The sequence below is a fragment of the Paraburkholderia fungorum genome (assembly GCF_003610895.1).
Lineage (GTDB): Bacteria > Pseudomonadota > Gammaproteobacteria > Burkholderiales > Burkholderiaceae > Paraburkholderia > Paraburkholderia fungorum_B.
In genome coordinates, this window is record NZ_MCAS01000021.1 from 1 (window position 1) to 18,833 (window position 18,833).

The following is an 18,833-nucleotide window of genomic DNA, read 5'->3' on the forward strand; positions in this document are numbered from 1 at the left end:
CGAAAGACCGGCCGAAGTGGAAGACCGCGCGGTGCCCGGGCATTGGGAAGGCGATCTGCTGGCGGGCTCGAACAACACCTACATAGCCACACTGGTGGAGCGGCACTCGCGTTATGTGATGCTGGTCAAGGTGGCAGGCAAGGACACGGCAAGTGTGGTGTCCGCGCTGATAAAACAGGTGAATAAACTGCCGAAACAACTGCGTGGCTCACTGACATGGGACCGGGGTACCGAGATGGCGAGCCATCGGAACTTCACGATTGCCACGGACGTGCAGGTGTATTTCTGCGACCCGCGAAGTCCATGGCAACGCGGCAGCAACGAGAACACGAATGGGCTGCTGCGTCAGTATTTCCCCAAAGGCAAGCCAGTGGACGGCTATTCGCAGGCAGACCTGAACAAGGTCGCTGCGCAACTGAATGGTCGACCCCGTCAGACCTTGCAATTTATGAACCCTGCTGAAAAACTGGCAGAAACGTTGGGTGTTGCAATGACCGGTTGAATCCGCCGCTTTACACCGCTAGCTCATAAGCGGGTCCCCCGCGCAGTCGCGGTAGTGGTGCATCTGGAATCTGTGCCCCCGCACACTCCGCGCTAGTGACAAAGGGTTCGTTCGCTCCCACTCCGCACTGCGTGCGTCGCGGATGGGTCTGCATGGGAAACCTGGCGTGTGGGTGTGGGTATGCCGTGTTTTTGCTTACCGCCTTCTTCCTTCTTCTTTCTGACTCTCCTAGTCGAGTTGGCCGTGTACCGTCTCGCCCTCGAATAATGTCATCGTCGTCGTTATCTCCGCTATCTGATGGGGCGCCACTTCGCGTATGTCGTTGCTCAATACCGCCAATGACGCGGGTCTGCCGGGGCTCAGTTGGCCTGCCCGGTCGTCAAAGCGCAAGCTGTATGCTGAATTGTGCGTGTACGCTCTCAGCATCGTCGCGATGTCGACGCTTTGCTCCGCAAGGAAGGGGCTGTCGTTTATGTCCCCCGGTTTCGCGCGGCGTAGCGCGGTTTCTATCGCCACCAACGGGTTTTGAGTCGACACCGGCCAGTCGGAACCGCCCGATAACATCGCGCCGTGGCGCTGCAAATCGCCGAACGCGTAGTGGCGGCTCATTCGCTGCTCACCAAGCAGTTGCGTGTACAACTCCCGCAGATCAGGGGCGATGCTGCCCCATACGGCCTGGATCGATGCGATGGCGCCAGTCTGCGCGAAACGCGGGACGTCCTGCGGGTCGATCAGTTGCACGTGCGCCAGCTGCGCGCGGCGGTCGCGGTGGCCACGTTCCTGGTTCAGCGCTTCAAGTGCGTCCAATGCCATGCGTACCGCGCGGTCGCCGATTGTGTGAAAGTGCAGGTCGAAGCCAGCAGCGTCCGCGGCAAATACAGCCTCGCGCAATTGCGCGGGATCCCAATGCGCCGCGCCGTTATGGTCGGCGTCGTCGTAGTTGCTTAACAATGCGCCAGTGTGGCTCTCGAGCACACCGTCGATGAAAATCTTCGCTGTATGCAAGCGCACCCGCCCGCCGTCGTACTGGTGGCGCCAGTCGATCAGCCTCGCAATCTGCGGTGCTAGTGACATATTCGGCGATACCAGCAAGCCCAGGCTCACGTTCGCCTTCAATTCACCACTGTCTCGCGCGCGCACGTAAGCATCCACGAGACGTTGCCCCACCATCGCCTCGAACCACCCCGTAATACCGTTCTCGTGCGCCTGGCGCTGCGCTTTGCGGAAAGCCCGCGCGGATTCGTCCGCGCCCATTTGCGGAAGATGGCGGAACAGTCCGTAGAGCGCCGCTTCATGCACGACGCCCGTAGGTTCGCCCCGTTCGTCGCGTTCGTAGATGCCGCCTTCCGGGTCCGGCGTCGTCGCGCTCACGCCGAGGGTGCGTAGTGCGGCCGTGTTCAGGCAGCCGGAATGCACGTCATGGCCAATCAGCAGCAGCGGACGATCACTCACCATCGTGTCGAGTGCCGCACGGTTAAGTCGGGCGCCGAGCGCTTCGAGCGCAACGTTGCCCGCCATCACCCAACTGCGCTGCGGATGCAGGGCGGCACATTCGCTAACCTGGTGGGAAATGGCGTCGAATGAATGCGCGTCACCCAGATCGCCGTCACACGTCAACTGGAATCCTTCAACCGGGTGCGCGTGCGAATCCGTAAAGCCAGGCACGACCATGCGGCCACGCAAATCAATCTCTTCAGTTTTGCGGAGCGCTTGCGGCAAACCCGCGCGGCTGCCGACGTATGCAATCATGCCGTCGCGTACAGCGAGGCAATCCGCGAAAACCGGCGTCGCGCCGCCGGTGTAGATCGCACCGTTGAAGAAGGTGCAGTTGCGGTAGCGCAGCGCGTCGCGAACGGTGTCTTGGGAAAAGTTGGCCATGATAGTCGTCAGAAGGAATAGATGAACTGGGTCGCCAGAATGTCGTTGGCGCGTGAGTAGGTGCCGTCGTTCATCAGGAACACGGGGTGGTTGGCCTGGTCGTGCCGGTATTCGAACTTCAGCGTGATCTGCTGGGTTGGAAAGAACAGCAGGTCGGCCGTGATGTCGTAGTGCGTGGCGCCCTTGCATTCGGTGCCGTTGTGCGTCGATGCGGCGAAGCACGCGGGATCGATGCCGAAACCGCTCGTCGCATTCACCGACGGATTGCCGCCGGAAAGCCCATACAGAATGTTCGGCGCACCGCCGCCGTTGGCGGTGTCGTTCAGGTAGTCGAAGCGCAGCGTCGCGCCCATGTGGCCAAGCCACGTGGAAGTCCACTTCTTGTGGCCCTGCAGCGAAATGCCATACCAGCGCGCAGTGCCGCCGTCGTAAGCGCCCTTCTGCTGCTCGCCGTAGTCGAGCTGTGCGTTCAGTTGCAGCTTGTCGCGCGTGTAGGTCAGATCGGTTTCGACGTAGCGCATCATGCCGAATGGGGTCGACGCGTTGCATTGATAGCCGTAGCCGCCAGGATTCGCACACGGCGAAAACAAGGTCGAGCGGCCGATCATGCCGGCCACGCCAATGTCGAGCGCCGTCGACAATGCATCGTCGAAGCGCGCGGAGATCGACGGCACCCAGTTGCTCTGCGAGGTATTGTTCGGACCCTTGACGATCGCCGACGCCGTGCGTAACTGCTCGTTCGCGATATACACCTGCCAGAAATGCGTGAAGATCGCGTTGTTGCCCTTCAGGCCGATGCCGACCATGCCCGCCGGCTCGCTGAAGTCGTACAGCAGGTTGTGCGTCAGGGTCAGCATCTGATTCGACGGTAACGGCTCGTAGCCGATGGGGCTCTGCAACAAACCCGCCGTGAAGGTGGTCAGCGAATTCAGCGGTACCGTCACATCGGCTTGCGTCAGGATGTTGTTGCCGACGCTGCCGTGACCGCTGCTCAAGGTCGAGCCTACGCCGCGATTCGGCTGGATGACGATTTCCGCCGCCGGCGCAAGCGGGCCGACGCCGAAGGTCTTCTTGATGTCGAGATAGACATCGCCGATCTGGCTTTCGAAGTAGTCGTAGACGCCCGGGTCGTGATTCAGGAACTGGAAACCGCCTGAATGCTGTGCACGGTTGTAGAGATACAAGGGATCGATATAACCGGTCACGCTCAGACCCGCGAGCGGACCCGTGGTGGCCGCATCTTCAAGCGAATCCGTTTTCAGCGTGAGGTTGTTCACCTGCTCGTGCATCGACTGGAAATCGCGCGCCAATGCCGCGGAGTCCTGCGCGGCAGAGGAAGCTGCAGCAGGCGCCGGTGCGGAAGCGCCCGCTGCTATCTGCGGCGTTGCCTTGATTTTTCCCTGATCCTTCGCCTGGACCTGCAGACTATGAATCTCAGCTTGCAACGACGTGATTTGCGCCTGCAATGCGGCGAGTTGCGCGGCAACCGAAGGGGAAACTGCGGGGTCCGGCTGCGCGGCAAGAGCAGTCAACTGGAACGCAAGTGCGCTCACCAGAACAATGACTTTCAGTTTCATGATGGAAGACGTCGAATGGACGTGTTGATCCGCACCGCGTCGCGAGACGCGGCGGCAGGATGCGTGCTTGTTGTATGAACGCGGGGGGCCGCGGAACTCAGTTACGCTGCAAGCGCACTGATGTCACCCGGTTGCGCGGCCCATCAGATAACCCGTGCGGGCCACTAGTCCGCCTTGTACTGTTGCCACAAGCGCGTCACGAGCCGGTTGACCTCGGTCGGCAAAGGCTTGACCGCGAACAGCTTGTTGAAGTCGGCCGGTGGCGGAAACACCGCCGTGTCGGCCAGCACGTCGGCATGGACCAGTTTCGCCGCGCTCGACACCGCGCTCGGGTACGAAGTGTCGTTAGTCAGGTTCGCGCTCTCCTGCTCGGACAACACGAAGTTGATCCATTTCAGCGCCGCATCGGGATGCGGCGCGTCCTTCGGCACGGCCATCACGTCGAACCAGATCGGACCGCCTTCGTTCGGCAGAATGTATTTGATGTGATAGGCGCGATGCGCATCCAGCGCGGAACGCCGCGCGGTGTTCACGTCACCCGACCAGCCGAGCGCGAGACAGATGTCGCCGTTTGCCAGATCGCCGATATAGCTGCCCGTACTGAACTGCGCGATGTATGGCCGGATACCCTTCAATACGGTCATCGCATCCTGGTAGTCCTTGGGGTTGGCGCTATTCGGATCGCGCTTCATGTATAGCAACACGCTGCCGAACACATCGCGTGGCGAATCGATCAGCGAAATGCCGCAGTTTTTTAGCTTCGCCGCGTTCCTGGGATCGAACAGCAAATCGAGACCATCGAGTTTCGCGTCCTTGCCGAGCGCGGTCTGGACTTTCTCGACGTTGATGCCGAAACCGTCCGTACCCCAGCTCCATGGCACTCCATATTGATGACCGGGATCGTCGGCGGCGAGAAGCGCCATGAGCTTTGGGTCGAGCAACCCGTAGTTCGGCAGCTTCGTTTTGTCGAGAGGCTGGTAAATGCCCGCGGCGACCTGCTTCGCCCAGAACGCGTCCGAAGGCACCACCACGTCGTAGCCCGAGCTGCCGGAGAGCAATTTGGCCTGCAAGGTCTCGTTGCTATCGAACTCCTGATACACCACATGGATCCCGGTCGCCTTCTCAAAGTTGGCGACCGTATCCTTGCCGATCGAATTGCCCCAGTTATAGACATTCACGACGGCTGGGTCCGCATGCGCCGCCGCAGCCAGCAAACATGCCGACAGTGCCCGCATCGAGCGCGCCAGTCTCTTACTCAACCCGCTGATTTCCATCCCCTACCTCCGTCCCCGTTTCGTGATAATGCATCGATGGGCAGAGTCTAGGGAGGCGAAATTGTGCCGTCTGTCCCGACTGAGGGGGGACACGCACGATATAAACGCTCCACACCCGGTTTCCGGTGCTCCCGCGCTTACACCCGTCAAATGGATGGGTAAGCCGCAGTGGGCGTGCTGATTTTTTCGTGTTATCAGTGAGGTTGCCGCGACCCTCCGTTGAAAATATCAGGTCATGACCGCTTCTCCCTCCATCACACCGCTGTCCGTCGGGCAATTGGCGGCGCTGTCGAACGCCTTGGGTCCGCTGGTCGACTCGGCCGGTTCGTCGCGTTTTCTGGCGCAGCTATTCGATTGCGTCAAGCGATTCGTCGATTGCGACTCGTTGCATCTGCAACGGACACGCGCCACACCGCGGGACACAGGTGCCCGGCGCATCGAATGGATCGGCAGCTATGCGCCCGACCATGAAGCCTTGCAACGGACCATGGAGAAGTACTTCGCCAGTTTCGTCGACCGCGATCCGCTTAACGGCCGGATTGGGGATGCCCAGCAGATCGAGTTGATTCACTTTTCCGCGCAGACTATCGAAGACACCGAAATGCGCTGCCTGATCTACGACGTTGCGGATATTCACGACGAATGCGTGGTGGTGCGGCCGTCCAATGGTGTCGTCTATTCGCTGTCCACGTGCCGCGCGAAGCGCTTGCCGGCGTTTTCGCTCTATGACTTGAGCGTACTCAAGCATCTCGGCCAGGTGCTGTTGCCGCTCGCGGAACTGCATACGCGCATGGTCGGTGTGCCGCTCGACGACAACCTCAACCGGATTGCCCCCGCCGACGTATTGCAGGCGTATCTGACGCGCCGTTCGATCCTGCTTTCGTCGCGCGAGACGAGCGTGTGTTCAGCCTTCGTCAAAGGCATGACGACACTCGCGATCGCACAGTCGATGGGCGTCAAGGAATCGACCGTCGAAACCTACGCCAAGCGCGCGTTCGCGAAGCTTGGCGTGAGTTCGCGGCGCGGGTTATTGTCGGCCGTGCATGGGCGTGACGAGGCCACTGCGGCACAGGCGGCAGTCCAGTCGCTCGAGTAGCGTTGTGGGCGATAGGAACCCGATTCTCCGTACTACATACGCTGATTGAAAAACTGACATGAGCAAAATAGAACGCCTGCGTCTTCCGGAAGATGACGCAACGTTTGGAAGCAATCGAATTTTCGATCTTTTCCAATACTCTCCTGCCGTTACGGCCAACGGGCTGGCCTTCATCGCCGGCCAGATCGGGCTGCGCGCAGACGGGTCGATTCCCGCAGAGCCGCGAGACCAGATCGACGTCGCATTCAAGCGTATCGAGGCTGTGCTCCAGCACCTCGGGCTCGACTTCACCGACGTGGTCGAACTTGTTTCCTACCACGTCGACATCGCCTCGCAACTCGCCACATTCCGCGAAGTGAAGGAACACTACATCCGCTCCGACTTCCCGGCGTGGACGATTCTCGGCGTTGCCTCGCTGGCGCGTCCCGAGCTTATCGTCGAGATCAAGGTCGTCGCCGCAACCCGCAAGTGAGCCGCGGCTGCGCCGGATAGTGACTCAGTAGCTCAATCCGCGTGGCACGCGTCAGGGATTGTCAGCGAGCGCCACGGACGGCGGTGCATGGTCGTCCATCGCATTCACCGCGGCGCGGCGCTCAGGCGATTTCATCGAATGCAGAGGGAGTGCCACGAAAAGGCTGACGCGACGCAGAATCTGACGGAAAACCGCCTCGAACACGCGCTTTTGTTCCGCCTCGGTTCCGGTCTCAGCAAGCGGGTCGGCAAAGTTCCACTGGCAAAAGGTAGGATTGCCAGAAAACTGCGGCGCGTAGGACTCCCCTGCTTCATCGCACATCGCGATAACCAGGTCCATTTCTGGCGCGGACACGCCGGCAAACTGCGCCCAGCTCTTTGGACGCAGCTTGGCCACCTCTGAAATCGTCGGACGTAGCTGCGCAAGCGTCAATGGATGCACGTCGGCTGTCGGTTCAATACCCGCGCTGAATGCATTGAATCTGTCGCTACCCAGTTCGCGCAACAAAGCCTCCGCCATGATGCTGCGGGCAGAGTTGGCGCGACACAAAAACAGCACGTTGTATTTCTGATTCATGGAAGACCCCCGTCATACTCTGGCCAATTAGTTTTTTAGCCATTCTGACGGTCGAGTTTTGCGGCTCCATGACAAGTCTTTCGCGAGAACATCGCCGCACGTGCCAGCTGGAATGCCCCGACCGCTTTCGGTACCGAAGTATCGGCGCAACACCGTGGTCAGGAACGCAGCACGCCTTTCAGTCGCCCCAGTTCTGCCGGTCTGGTGTATGACCGGTACAGTTCGCCAACCGTGCCGAATGCTAGAGCGGGCTTGAGCGTGGCGCCGGGAAGTGCGTCTGTAATCCAGTCAAACGCATTCATTTCACGCTGGGCAGCGTGGATTGCAGCGGTGAGCACGGTAAGGGCTCGCTCGGCGGAGTGGCCACCGAGGTCAAGGAAGCAGCTCTCAAATGGATGCTTCGTGGCAGGTTCGACGTGTAACACTGATTTTCGAGCGTCCAAATCAATCTCCTACGCGGATTGCACCTTCTGTATATCAACCGATTGTGACAATTGCGTCGTTCCATTCGGCCAAAGACAGGACCTGAGCCATGCCGGCTCATCCTGCGCGTTTGTTTCGTTGCGCGCGATTCGCGCGCCAGCGAATCAGGCCGCCGGCCAGTGCGGCGAAACCCGCAGTCGCCAGGTAGCCGGCGAGGCGGATGGCGTCCTCACCCGAAAGGCGCGAGACCAGCACAACGACAATGGCGGTTGCAAGCAGAGCGAGAAATGCGATTGCCCATTTCATCTACGTCTCCCCTGTGGTTTGATGTGCTGCCACGTGCACGGCTATCCAGCCGTTTTGCCAAGCATACCGTGAGCCGCGTCCCCTCTCCCACTTCCGCGCGCCTGGTCGAGAATGAACTCGATAAAGCTCGCCGCCGCTCGCGTGTGATGGCGATTCGGCATATAGAGCATGTACATGTTGGTACCAAAGATGCTTAAGCGCCACTCATCCAGCGCCGTCACCACATCGCCGCGACGCAGGTCGTCCTGCACCACATAGTCGGGCACCAGGCCGACCCCGAGACCGGCCAGCACCGCCTGACGCAAGAACAGAAAGTTCTCGGAAATAATCGCCGGTTCCAGCAGCACTTCGTGGCGTTCGTCGCGCAGATATGCCGCCACCCGCAACTGCCTGCCGACCACCGCCGACGTAATCAACGGCGCCGTGCGCAGATCGTCGAGCCGCACCGGCATACCGCGGCTTCCGGCAAAATCCGGCGAAGCACACGCCACGTATCGCACCGGCCCCATGTCGCGCGCAACGAGGTTTTGCGGCGGTTCGGACATCACGCGAACCGCGATGTCGACCTCGTCGCGCATCAGATCCTCCACACGGTTCTCGAACATCACGTCGAGCACGATGCCAGGATAGAGACGCTTGAACGCGATCAGCCAATCCGACATCACCAGTTGCCCGTAGCCGCTCGGCACACTCAATCTGACCCGCCCTTGCAGGCTCTGCCCGAGCGTGGTGACCGACTCGCGCGCGGCCAGCAGCGCATTCTGAATCGTGCGGCCATGCTCGTATAACTGCAAACCGATTTCGGTCGCCTCGACCCGGCGCGTGGTGCGCCTCACCAGTTGCAGCCCGATCGAGCGCTCCAGCTGGTTCAGGTGATAGCTCACGTTCGCGCGGCTCATTTTCAGCCGGCGCGCGGCTTCGCTCAGGTTGCCCGCATCGAGGATATCGACCAGCAGGGTCAGCGAGTTGACGTCCATGACACGGCCTTTGTCAAAATAATTTTGACAGTCTGTCAACGGTCTATGTAATTGTCAATAAACCTTGACCGACCGAGAATTGGACAATTCGCCAGACCCGGTACGCCCCAACCGCGCAGATTTGGCCCGATTTAGCCCAACGGCACATATTCAGGAGACGACACGATGACCCTCACCCCTTCCGCCGACGTTGTCACGCGCGAATTGCGCGGCAAAGTCCTGCTGGTCACCATCGACCACGCGCCGGTCAACGCTTTGTCTGCCGACGTGCGGCGCGGCCTGCTTGCCGCCATTGAAGCCGCGGATGCGGACAAGGCCGTCGAAGCAGTGCTGATCGTCGGCGCCGGGCGCAATTTCATCGCGGGCGCGGACATTCGCGAGTTCGGCAAGCCGCCGGTGCCGCCGTCGTTGCCGGACGTGTGTAATCGCATCGAGGCATGCACGAAGCCGGTGGTGGCCGCCATTCACGGCGCCGCGCTCGGCGGCGGCCTGGAAGTCGCCCTCGGGGCGCACTACCGGCTCGCCGTGGAAGGTGCGAAGCTCGGTTTGCCCGAAGTCCAACTCGGCCTGCTGCCGGGCGCGGGCGGCACACAGCGCACGCCGCGCCTGATCGGCGCGCAGGCCGCGCTCGACCTGATCCTGAGCGGCCGCCATGCGGGCGCGAAAGAGGCCCTCGCGCTCGGTCTCGTCGACCGGCTCGGCAGCAGCGACGACATCCTCGCTGAAGGACTCGCCTATGTGCACGAGCTGCTGGCCGCTCACGCGCCGGTGCGGCGCACGCGCGATGCCGCCGCGCTAAGCGAGCGTGCCGCGAGTCTCGCCGCCGTCACCGCGGCACGCGCGGAAACGGCGAAGAAATCGCGCGGCCTGTTCTCCCCGCTCAAGATCGTCGATGCCGTGGAAGCCGCTGTGGAACAGCCATTCGAAGACGGCCTGCGACTCGAACGCAAACTGTTTCTCGCATGCCTCGACAGTCCGCAGCGCGCGGGGTTGATTCACGCGTTCTTTGCCGAACGCGAAGTGCTCAAGGCGCCGGAAACACGCGAGGCAAAACCACGTGCGCTGAATAGCATCGGCGTGGTGGGCGGCGGCACGATGGGCGCGGGCATCGCCGTTGCGGTGCTCGATGCGGGTCTGCCGGTGACGATGATCGAACGCGACGACGCCTCGCTCGCACGCGGACGCGCGCACATCGAAAAGGTCTACGACAGCCTGATCGCCAAAGGCCGCATGAGTGCCGAAAAGAAAGCCGACGTCATGACGCGCTGGCAGGGCAGCACCACCTACGACGCACTCGCCGATGCCGACCTGGTGATCGAAGCCGTATTCGAAGAGCTGTCGGTGAAAAAAGCCGTGTTCGCCGAACTCGATCGCGTCTGCAAAACCGGCGCGGTGCTCGCCACCAACACGTCGTATCTCGACATCGATGCGATCGCGGCCAGCATCTCGCGCCCCGCGGACGTGATCGGCCTGCACTTCTTCTCGCCCGCCAACATCATGAAGCTGCTGGAGGTGGTGGTGCCGAAGCAGGTCAGCGCCGATGTCGTGGCCACTGCGTTCGAGCTCGCCAAGAAGCTGCGCAAGACACCGGTGCGAGCCGGCGTGTGCGACGGTTTCATCGGCAATCGTGTGCTGGCGGTGTATCGCAGCGCGGCGGACGCGATGATGGAAGATGGCGCGTCGCCCTATCAGATCGACGCGGCCGTGCGTGCGTTCGGCTTCCCGATGGGCCCGTTCCAGGTGGTCGACCTGGCGGGCGGCGACATCGGCTGGGCCACGCGCAAGCGCCGCGCCGCCACGCGCAACCCGAACGCGCGTTACGTGCAGATCGCCGATCGCCTTTGCGAACGCGGCTGGTTTGGCCAGAAGACCGGGCGCGGTTTTTATCTGTACCCCGAAGGTTCGCGTACCGGCGCGCCGGACCCCGAGGTCGAGGCCATCATCGAAGCCGAGCGTGAACGCGCCGGCGTCACGCCGCGTGCGTTCACCGACGAAGAAATCATCCGCCGTTATATGGCCGCGATGATCAACGAAGGCGCTAACGTCGTGCACGAAGGTATCGCGTTGCGTCCGCTCGACGTCGACGTGACCTTTCTCTACGGCTATGGTTTTCCGCGCTATCGCGGCGGCCCGATGAAATACGCCGATACGGTGGGCCTCGCCACGGTGCTAGCGGACATCCGCGAGTTCGCGAGGGAAGACCCGCTGTTCTGGCGAGCCTCGCCGCTGCTGATCGAACTGGTCGAACGCGGCGCCGATTTCGCGAGCCTTAATCAGACAGCTTGAGCCAGACTGCTTGAGACCGCCCGTCATCTGGCGCATGCTCGACCGGTGACGGCCTGGCCGCCATCGGTCAGCCCGCCAGGCGGGCTGCTAAATATCGAGGAACGAACCCATCATGGATCTGAACTTCACGCCTGAAGAAGAAGCTTTTCGCGCCGACGTGCAGCGTTTCCTGCGCGACAGGCTCCCGCAGCGTCTCGCCGATAAAGTACACGGCGGCCGCCGTCTCACGCGCGACGACATGGCCGAGTGGCACGCGATTCTCAACGCCCAAGGCTGGCTCGCGAATCATTGGCCCAAAGAGTACGGCGGCCCAGGCTGGAATGCCGTGCAGAAATTTATCTTCGAGAATGAATGCGCGCTGGCAGGGGCACCGCGTGTCGTACCGTTCGGCGTCAACATGCTTGGCCCGGTGTTGATCAAATACGGCAACGAGGCGCAAAAACGCCACTGGTTGCCGCGCATTCTCGATGGCTCGGACTGGTGGTGCCAGGGCTATTCGGAACCAGGCGCGGGCTCCGACCTCGCCTCGGTCAAAACCACCGCCGTACGCGGCAACGACGCGCAAGGCGAGCACTACATCGTCAACGGTCAGAAAACGTGGACCACGCTGGGCCACTACGCGAACATGATCTTCTGCCTCGTGCGCAGCGCCACCGACGTGCGCAAGCAGGAAGGCATCAGCTTCCTGCTGATCGACATGAATACGCCGGGCATCGACGTGCGTCCGATCATCACGCTCGACGGCGAACACGAAGTCAACGAAGTGTTTTTCACGGACGTACGCGTGCCCGCAGACAACCTCGTGGGCGAAGAAAACAAGGGCTGGACCTACGCCAAATACCTGCTCACGTACGAGCGGACCAATATCGCCGGAGTCGGCTTTTCGGTGGCCGCCCTGAACCGGCTGCGCAAGATCGCCGCAAAGCAGCGGCGCAACGGCCGGCCGCTGGCGGACGATCCATCGTTTGCCGCCCGCATGGCGCGCGTCGAAATCGATCTGGAGAACATGAAGACCACCAACCTGCGTGTGATCGCGGCGGTGGCGGGCGGCGGCGTACCGGGCGCCGAGAGTTCGATGCTGAAGATTCGCGGCACCGAAATCCGCCAGGAGATCTCCTCGCTCACACGCCGCGCAATGGGCCCGTATGCGCAGCCGTTCGTCGAGGAAGCCCTGTACGACGGATTCGAAGGCACGCCGGTCGGCCCCGACGAAGCGGCGAGCGCGGCCGCGCTGTACTTCAATAACCGCAAGCTGTCGATCTTCGGCGGCTCCAACGAAATCCAGAAGAACATCATTTCCAAAATGATCCTGGGACTGTAAGGGGCGAACGCCATGAATTTTCAGCACACCGAAGACCGCCGCATGCTGGCGGACACGCTCAACCGCTTTATCACGGAGCAATACGGATTCGACACGCGCGACCGGATTGCGCGCTCGCCCGAAGGTTTTAGCGCCGAGCTGTGGAATCGATTCGCGGAACTCGGCATTATCGGCGCGCTGTTCGACGAAACGGATGGAGGTTTTGGCGGCGGCGGCTTCGATATTGCGGTGGTCTTCGAAAGTCTGGGTCGCGGCCTCGTCGTCGAGCCGTTTCTCGATACGCTGATCGTCGGCCAGGCGATCGCGCGTGGCGGCAATGAAACGCAGAAGGCCATGCTTGGCGGTCTGGTCGACGGCTCCCGAGTCGCAGCGCTCGCCCATGGCGAGCCGGACGGCCACTACGAACTATCGCGCGTAACGACGCGTGCAGAACGCAAGGACGACAAGTGGACGCTGAGCGGCGCGAAAGCGGTGGTTCAGCAAGGCGAGAACGCTGCCTTCTTTCTGGTCTCCGCGCGCACGAATGGCGCCGACGATGAAGAAGCCGGCATCACGCTCTTTCTCGTTCCGCGCGACACAGCGCGCGTCAGCGTGCGCGGCTATCGCAAGATCGATGGCGGCCGCGCGGCCGAGGTCATCTTCGACAACGTCACGCTGGGCGATGAGGCCTTGCTCGGCAAGACTGGCCAGGGTTTCGCAACGCTCGAGTACGCGATCAGTTGTGGCGTGCTTGCCCTGTGCGCCGAAGCGCTCGGCGCAATGGATGTCGCGAAAGACTACACGCTCGAGTACTTGCGCACACGCAAACAGTTTGGCGTGCCGATCGGCAGCTTCCAGGCCTTGCAACATCGAATGGCCGATCTGCTGCTCGAGATCGAGCAGGCGCGCTCGGCGGTGATCAACGCCGCAGCCGCGCTAAAGTCCGAGCGCACCGTGCGGGAACGTGCCGTTTCAGCGGCCAAGTACAGCATCGGCAGAATTGGCGCGCTGGTTGCCGAGGAGTGCGTTCAACTGCATGGCGGTATCGGCATGACGTGGGAGCTGCCGCTCGCTCACTATGCAAAACGCCTCGTGATGATCGACCATCAACTGGGGGATGAGGATCATCACCTCGAGCGGTACATCGCGCTTGGCAAAGGTTGAGGTCTTGTTTCAAACACAAAGGAAAAAAACCACAATCTGTTAGATACTGGCGAACATCCCGCCCGCGAGGGCGGCTCTCTGACTCATTGAGCATACGCAGCGCAGTTGCAGGAAGCCGGCAGAACCCGAAGTCTCACACCCTATCGGAGGAAACGTGGATTTCCTGAAGACGCTTCTTGAGCAGCAGCCCTTAATGACGTTGTTCCTTACCATCGCGGTAGGTTATTTCGTCGGCGAAATCAGTATCAAGGGGTTTTCGTTAGGAGTCGGTGCGGTACTGTTCGTCGCACTCGCCGCCGGCTCGTTTGCGCCGAAGTCCGCGCCTGCGCCCATGATCGGCACGCTCGGCCTGTCGCTCTTCCTCTACACAGTCGGCGTGCAGTACGGCAAGCAGTTTTTCCTTGGGCTAACCAGCGCCGCCGGCCGGCGCGCGAACATCCTCGCGCTGATCGGCGTGCTCTGCGCGGGCGCGGCAAGCATCGCGATCCAGAAAGTCATGCATCTGAATCCGGGTCATGCGCTCGGCCTCTTCTCCGGTTCCGGCACCAGCACGGCCGCATTGCAGGCCACCATTGCCACGCTCGGCAACGACGACGCAGCGGTTGGCTATTCGGTCTCCTACCCGTTTGGCGTGGCCGGTCCGATTCTGCTGCTCTATCTGGCGTTCATGGTGCTCGCGCCGAAGATCAAAACGGCCCCCAACGCGGGCCTCGAAATCCTCGAAATCGCGCTGCGCAACCCGGCATTCGGCGGCAAGACGCTTGCCGAAACACTCGCGGCCCTGCCCGCCAACGTACAGATCGTCGCGGTGCGCAGCGCGCATCACAACGCGCCGGCCACGCCCGAACTCGTGCTCGCCGAAAACGACGTGGTGCTCGCCGTCAGTCCGGATGAGGATGCGCTCGCCGAGGCCCGCAAGCGCCTGGGTGAAGCCGCGCCCGGGCGCGTGCTACGGGACCGCGGCGATCTGGACTATCTGCGCGTGTTCGCGTCGCGGACGAATGTGGTCGGCCGCACGCTGGGCGAACTGAAGCTGCCCGACGGCTCGATCGTCGCGCACTTGCGCCGCGGCGACGCCGACCTCATGCCGGGCGCCGATCTCATACTCGAATACGGCGACCGCGTCGGCCTGCTGACGCAGCGCGCGACGTTTCCCGCCTTGCGGACCTTCTTCGGCGACTCGATCAAGGGCACGGCCGAGTTCAGCTACATTTCGGTCGGCCTGGGGATGGCGTTGGGGTTTCTGGTCGGCGCGACCCAGATTCCGCTGCCGGGGTTGGGCAAGCTCGCGCTCGGCCTTTGCGGCGTGTTGATCGTGGCGTTGGTACTTGGCAAACTGCGCCGCACTGGCAGCGTCAACTGGACGATGCCGCTGCCCGCGAACCTCGTGTTGCGCAATCTCGGGTTGACGATTTTCCTCGCGCAGGTCGGCATGGCGTCGGGGCCGAAGTTCGCCGCGACCGTTTCGCAGACCGGACTGCTGATGCTGGCGCTCGGCGCGATCGTCCTGCTCGCGCTGGCGGTGCCCATTCTGATTCTGGGTCTGCTGGTGTACCGGCTGCCGTACGACGAAGTGGCGGGTATCGTTGCCGGCGCCTGCGGTAATCCGGCGATTCTTGCTTTCGCCAACAAGCTCACGGCAACGGACAAGCCGGACATCGGCTACGCGATGATCTTTCCGGCTATGACGATCGTGAAGATACTGTTCGTGGATATTGCGGCGGGGCTGTGGTGAGGGATCGCGCGTAAAGCAAGCCCCGTTCGGCTACGTCTCGCCGCGCTTCGCGATGCCAAGCCTCGTTTCGGTTTCGACGGTGTCGAGCAGCGCGTCGACACCGCGTCCACTTCCATGCACGCCAGTCAGACTGGCAAGCCCGGTGTCACGCAAGACGGCGGCACCGTCGCGACGGATTCCCATCTGCACGTCGACCAGTTCATCGCCACTCTCCGCGGCAAGCGCCCGAATATATTGCAGATGCGCAAGCGTCTGCGCGTTCAGGACGGGACTTTCCTTCGAACCCGGACGGTGGTTCGACTTCGAATCGAATATCACGGCCTGTTCTTCGGCAATCCATGCGGGACGTCCGAAGATATTGCCGGTACGCCGGATTCGCTCCACGGGATAACCCAGTGCCTGAATCCGGCGCTTTGCTTCCACGATCTGATCTGGCGAGCGGATGAACGAAGAACCGTTGGGCGTGCGCTGAATGGTAACGACCACGGGCTCGCCCCAAAGCCGATCGATAGCCGCGCCTTTGAAGGCAACTTTCTCCCTGCCGAAATTCTCGAGCACACCCAATCCATGGGAAGACGGACGGCGCAAATCCGACTCTGGTGTTATCGAGCGCCCGTAGCCCCCGGCTATCACCTCGAACGCTGCGCCGGGCGGTCCAGGTGAGCGCTTTGCGCGGACCTCGCGAATATGCATCAGCGGAACCTGGGTAACGTCAGCGAGATCCTCCACGAGCCGGTCGATGTGCTCCTGAGAGAGCGCGCCATCCGGCTCGGCATAGAACGCTAGCGGCTGCCCATACCGGTATGCGCCGGAGGAGACGACCCGGTAGACGATCTCATGCGCGCTCATCACATGTCCGTCCGCATGGATCGCCCCTCGGACGAAGTACGCATCCAGCGGAACGTGGAACGCTTCTCCTGCCTGCCCCCTGGGCAAACGCCCATGTGGCGCGAACAGAATATCAGGCGGCTTGCGCCAGAGGCTCTGGTGGCCGTGCAATAGGGTGCGCGGCCCGTCTGCGGCTTGAGCGGCATCGAGCCCACGTGGTGGAGTGCCCGCCACTTGCACGCCATCGATCATGTCGCGCGTGACAGGACGCGGAAACCGCACCGCGCGTGCCTGGAGCTCGCGGTAGCCGAGCGATGCAAGTGCTTCGCCGACGGCGCCCTCCAGCGCGTCCGGTGTTTGCGAAATCGATGGGCGGTCATTGATGAGCACAAAACCGTTGCCTGGATGCAGACCATACGCATTGACTGCGTCGACGATCACCTTAGTCAGCGGTGCACGTCCTGCAGCGTATGCGCCCTCGCTGCGGATTTCGAGCACCGCGCATCCGTCGATCCGGTTGGACGCGTCATGATAAACGGCGATATCGACGTTTGAACCGTCGAGACTCTGGGCGATGACCGTATTGGAGCGGATCGAATAACTGACGGGAATAAACGGCAATGGCCCGTATCCCGAGCGCCGCGATAACGCAGAAACGGGAGGGTTTTCCGCGGATTGCGGGGATCGTGCGGCACGAAACGTGGCTGCCGACGCGTCGCCGCGTGATCCGCCCGCGGCGCGAAACTCGCGCAAGGCTTCGAGTTCGGCCGGCATCGACGGCGGCGTCGATGGCCGCGAGCCACCGTCCGGCTGCCGCAGTGGCGTTTCTGCCGCAGCCTTTTCGAACGGCGATGTCGGGTCCGAATCGCTGATTCTTTCAGTCATGACCACCTCGCCTCACGCACGACAACGTATTGCTCCCCTCACCGGGCGGTCGTCCAGTGTATGTGCGCGACCGGTAACCGGCGTTCAACATGCGAGGTGATCGCCGAAAAAGCGAAGTGCCCGGGCGACGTCGCCGCTTCACTGCTTCGCATGCCGATACGATATTGCGGCCTGGTCCGAATCTGCGTTCGCCAATGTCTGTAGCGTCGAAGCATCGAGCAAAAGGAGCCCGCCATGCGCGTCGGAGACAACGGAAGCAATCTTCCTGCAGGCCTTACCGCCGCAGATGCCCAGGAACAACAGAAGCCGCAAGCCGCCGGGCGGGAGCCGCGTCCTCAGCCGCAGGACATGTCTCTGCCGGCACGCGCGCCCGGTGCCGCGCGCGGAGCTTCTTTCGGCCGCACCGCCGGCGACGCTGACCGCAAACCCGGCGACGGAGCACCGGCGCACCTCAGCGGAGACGCTGAGGCAGTCGACACGATCGTATGGCCGCAGCTTCAACCCGAGCCAGATCGGCCCGCGGTACTCGGCTTCTATCCGCACCGCGATGACGAATCGAACGGTAGCGGTGGCGTGCGTCGGCTGATTCGCAGCGGCGTCCAGTTCGATGAAGCACATGCCACCAGCGGCGAAGGCGGCAAACGGATCGTATCCGATCGCCGCACCGGTACGATTTCGCAGCAAGACCCGGAGGATCCAGCGGCGCTCGCGCGTGAACGCGGCAACGAATCACGCCGGTTCCTGCGCATGCTCGGCGCGGGACGCCGCTCGACAATCACCTCGATGCACGGCAACCCCGACCTTGATCCGTTCGCACCCGGCGCGCGCCAGGATACGGCACATCTTCTCGATCACGAGCACGGCGTCTGGAGCGCATTGCAAACAAAGCAACAGCTCATCAACCTGCTGGCCGAGCGCCGCCCCGTTGCGGTGTTGACGATGACGCATGACGGCGCCGTGCACCAGGCGCATCGAGCAATGTACGAGCTTGTCGAGGAGACTGTCGGCGAGTTCGCGGCGCACTACGGCATTGCAGCACCCGGCGTGTTCGGTGTGCGCGAAACCGGGTGGGCTACGGACGATCAATTAGCGTCGATCGATCCCGCGCGCGCCGTGCGCGTCGACCTCTCGCGCAGCGAGCAGCGCGCGAAGGTGCGGGCTCTCGTTCAGTCGTTCGCCTCACAGCCGCCAGGCCACCCGTTCCGTTCAGAAGACGCCGGGCTCAACCCGCTACATCGCTTCGACGTCTATCTCGACAGCGCGAGCACGTTGAGCGAGCAAGGAACCCGGAGCGAACGCAACGATAACGTGCATGGCTGGGACTTCCTGCGTCCCGAGGAATACTTCATCGCGAGCGACGCGACAGGGCCCGCGCAAATCGAGGCATTACGCGCTCTGTTCGGGCGCAAGGTATCGATCAGGAAGGTAATTCGGCAAGCGCTCGCGAGCCGCCTGCCGCTGCCTGGCCCACGCAGACGAACGGTGGAGCTGACACCGCCTCGCGACAACGAGGAAGAAAACTGAGCGCGTGGTTCACAAGCCACCGGTCGCAAA

At 62.3% G+C, this 18,833-nt stretch carries 15 protein-coding genes; 8 read left to right on the forward strand and 7 right to left on the reverse strand.

What is annotated here, in order from left to right; genetic code table 11:
- The coding region (locus tag BCY88_RS19950; RefSeq protein ID WP_120345929.1) for an IS30 family transposase at window positions 1–502 on the forward strand (502 nt) is incomplete at its 5' end.
- Between the two features lie 228 nt (window positions 503–730).
- On the opposite strand, the gene BCY88_RS19955 is transcribed toward BCY88_RS19950, so the two are convergent.
- The 3 genes from BCY88_RS19955 to BCY88_RS19965 form a co-directional block, all read right to left on the reverse strand.
- Entirely contained in the window at window positions 731–2,380 is a 1,650-nt protein-coding gene (locus BCY88_RS19955) for an amidohydrolase (protein ID WP_120345930.1), read from the reverse strand.
- Window positions 2,381–2,388: 8 nt separating this feature from the next.
- A complete protein-coding gene (locus BCY88_RS19960; RefSeq protein ID WP_120345931.1) occupies window positions 2,389–3,957 on the reverse strand; it encodes a DUF3138 family protein in 1,569 nt (522 codons plus the stop codon).
- A 164-nt stretch (window positions 3,958–4,121) separates the two neighbouring features.
- Entirely contained in the window at window positions 4,122–5,231 is a 1,110-nt protein-coding gene (locus tag BCY88_RS19965) for an extracellular solute-binding protein (protein WP_120345932.1), read from the reverse strand.
- Window positions 5,232–5,466: 235 nt separating this feature from the next.
- On the opposite strand from BCY88_RS19965, the gene BCY88_RS19970 reads away from it, so the two are divergent.
- Together BCY88_RS19970 and BCY88_RS19975 are read left to right on the forward strand one after the other, a co-directional pair.
- Window positions 5,467–6,327: a helix-turn-helix transcriptional regulator gene (locus BCY88_RS19970; RefSeq protein ID WP_120345933.1), complete on the forward strand. Its 861-nt coding sequence runs from the start codon at window positions 5,467–5,469 to the stop codon at window positions 6,325–6,327.
- A 58-nt stretch (window positions 6,328–6,385) separates the two neighbouring features.
- Window positions 6,386–6,799: a RidA family protein gene (locus tag BCY88_RS19975; protein ID WP_120345934.1), complete on the forward strand. Its 414-nt coding sequence runs from the start codon at window positions 6,386–6,388 to the stop codon at window positions 6,797–6,799.
- A gap of 51 nt (window positions 6,800–6,850) precedes the next feature.
- On the opposite strand, the gene BCY88_RS19980 is transcribed toward BCY88_RS19975, so the two are convergent.
- From BCY88_RS19980 to BCY88_RS19995, 3 genes are all read right to left on the reverse strand, one after another.
- A complete protein-coding gene (locus tag BCY88_RS19980; RefSeq protein WP_120345935.1) occupies window positions 6,851–7,375 on the reverse strand; it encodes an arsenate reductase ArsC in 525 nt (174 codons plus the stop codon).
- 540 nt (window positions 7,376–7,915) lie between these two features.
- Window positions 7,916–8,104 carry a hypothetical protein gene (locus tag BCY88_RS19990; protein ID WP_120345937.1) on the reverse strand — a complete coding sequence of 63 codons (189 nt, stop codon included), beginning with the start codon at window positions 8,102–8,104 and terminating at the stop codon, window positions 7,916–7,918.
- A gap of 41 nt (window positions 8,105–8,145) precedes the next feature.
- Entirely contained in the window at window positions 8,146–9,081 is a 936-nt protein-coding gene (locus BCY88_RS19995; RefSeq protein ID WP_120345938.1) for a LysR family transcriptional regulator, read from the reverse strand.
- A 165-nt stretch (window positions 9,082–9,246) separates the two neighbouring features.
- Between BCY88_RS19995 and BCY88_RS20000 the strand changes: the two genes are divergently transcribed.
- The 4 genes from BCY88_RS20000 (at window position 9,247) to BCY88_RS20015 (ending at window position 15,566) form a co-directional block, all read left to right on the forward strand.
- Window positions 9,247–11,367: a 3-hydroxyacyl-CoA dehydrogenase NAD-binding domain-containing protein gene (locus BCY88_RS20000; protein ID WP_120345939.1), complete on the forward strand. Its 2,121-nt coding sequence runs from the start codon at window positions 9,247–9,249 to the stop codon at window positions 11,365–11,367.
- Window positions 11,368–11,479: 112 nt separating this feature from the next.
- Window positions 11,480–12,688, forward strand: coding sequence for an acyl-CoA dehydrogenase family protein (locus BCY88_RS20005; RefSeq protein WP_120345940.1), 1,209 nt, complete (start codon window positions 11,480–11,482; stop codon window positions 12,686–12,688).
- 12 nt (window positions 12,689–12,700) lie between these two features.
- Window positions 12,701–13,831, forward strand: a complete 1,131-nt coding sequence (locus tag BCY88_RS20010; protein ID WP_120345941.1) for an acyl-CoA dehydrogenase family protein — start codon at window positions 12,701–12,703, stop codon at window positions 13,829–13,831.
- A 154-nt stretch (window positions 13,832–13,985) separates the two neighbouring features.
- A complete protein-coding gene (locus BCY88_RS20015) occupies window positions 13,986–15,566 on the forward strand; it encodes an aspartate:alanine exchanger family transporter (protein WP_120345942.1) in 1,581 nt (526 codons plus the stop codon).
- Between the two features lie 30 nt (window positions 15,567–15,596).
- Here the strand turns inward: BCY88_RS20015 and BCY88_RS20020 are convergent, their stop codons facing one another.
- Entirely contained in the window at window positions 15,597–17,279 is a 1,683-nt protein-coding gene (locus BCY88_RS20020; protein ID WP_120345943.1) for a hypothetical protein, read from the reverse strand.
- Window positions 17,280–17,513: 234 nt separating this feature from the next.
- Between BCY88_RS20020 and BCY88_RS20025 the strand changes: the two genes are divergently transcribed.
- Window positions 17,514–18,803: a PIG-L deacetylase family protein gene (locus BCY88_RS20025; RefSeq protein ID WP_120345944.1), complete on the forward strand. Its 1,290-nt coding sequence runs from the start codon at window positions 17,514–17,516 to the stop codon at window positions 18,801–18,803.
- The last annotated feature ends 30 nt before the right edge of the window (window positions 18,804–18,833 follow it).

Bases quoted from the DNA above. Each gene is read 5' to 3' on its own strand.
- BCY88_RS19995 (WP_120345938.1), bottom strand. From the start codon at position 9,081: ATGGACGTCAACTCGCTGACCCTGCTGGTCGATATCCTCGATGCGGGC.
- BCY88_RS20025 (WP_120345944.1), top strand. From the start codon at position 17,514: ATGCGCGTCGGAGACAACGGAAGCAATCTTCCTGCAGGCCTTACCGCC.
- BCY88_RS19960 (WP_120345931.1), bottom strand. From the start codon at position 3,957: ATGAAACTGAAAGTCATTGTTCTGGTGAGCGCACTTGCGTTCCAGTTG.
- BCY88_RS20005 (WP_120345940.1), top strand. From the start codon at position 11,480: ATGGATCTGAACTTCACGCCTGAAGAAGAAGCTTTTCGCGCCGACGTG.
- BCY88_RS19955 (WP_120345930.1), bottom strand. From the start codon at position 2,380: ATGGCCAACTTTTCCCAAGACACCGTTCGCGACGCGCTGCGCTACCGC.
- BCY88_RS19965 (WP_120345932.1), bottom strand. From the start codon at position 5,231: ATGGAAATCAGCGGGTTGAGTAAGAGACTGGCGCGCTCGATGCGGGCA.
- BCY88_RS20010 (WP_120345941.1), top strand. From the start codon at position 12,701: ATGAATTTTCAGCACACCGAAGACCGCCGCATGCTGGCGGACACGCTC.
- BCY88_RS20020 (WP_120345943.1), bottom strand. From the start codon at position 17,279: ATGACTGAAAGAATCAGCGATTCGGACCCGACATCGCCGTTCGAAAAG.
- BCY88_RS19980 (WP_120345935.1), bottom strand. From the start codon at position 7,375: ATGAATCAGAAATACAACGTGCTGTTTTTGTGTCGCGCCAACTCTGCC.
- BCY88_RS19990 (WP_120345937.1), bottom strand. From the start codon at position 8,104: ATGAAATGGGCAATCGCATTTCTCGCTCTGCTTGCAACCGCCATTGTC.
- BCY88_RS19975 (WP_120345934.1), top strand. From the start codon at position 6,386: ATGAGCAAAATAGAACGCCTGCGTCTTCCGGAAGATGACGCAACGTTT.
- BCY88_RS20000 (WP_120345939.1), top strand. From the start codon at position 9,247: ATGACCCTCACCCCTTCCGCCGACGTTGTCACGCGCGAATTGCGCGGC.
- BCY88_RS19970 (WP_120345933.1), top strand. From the start codon at position 5,467: ATGACCGCTTCTCCCTCCATCACACCGCTGTCCGTCGGGCAATTGGCG.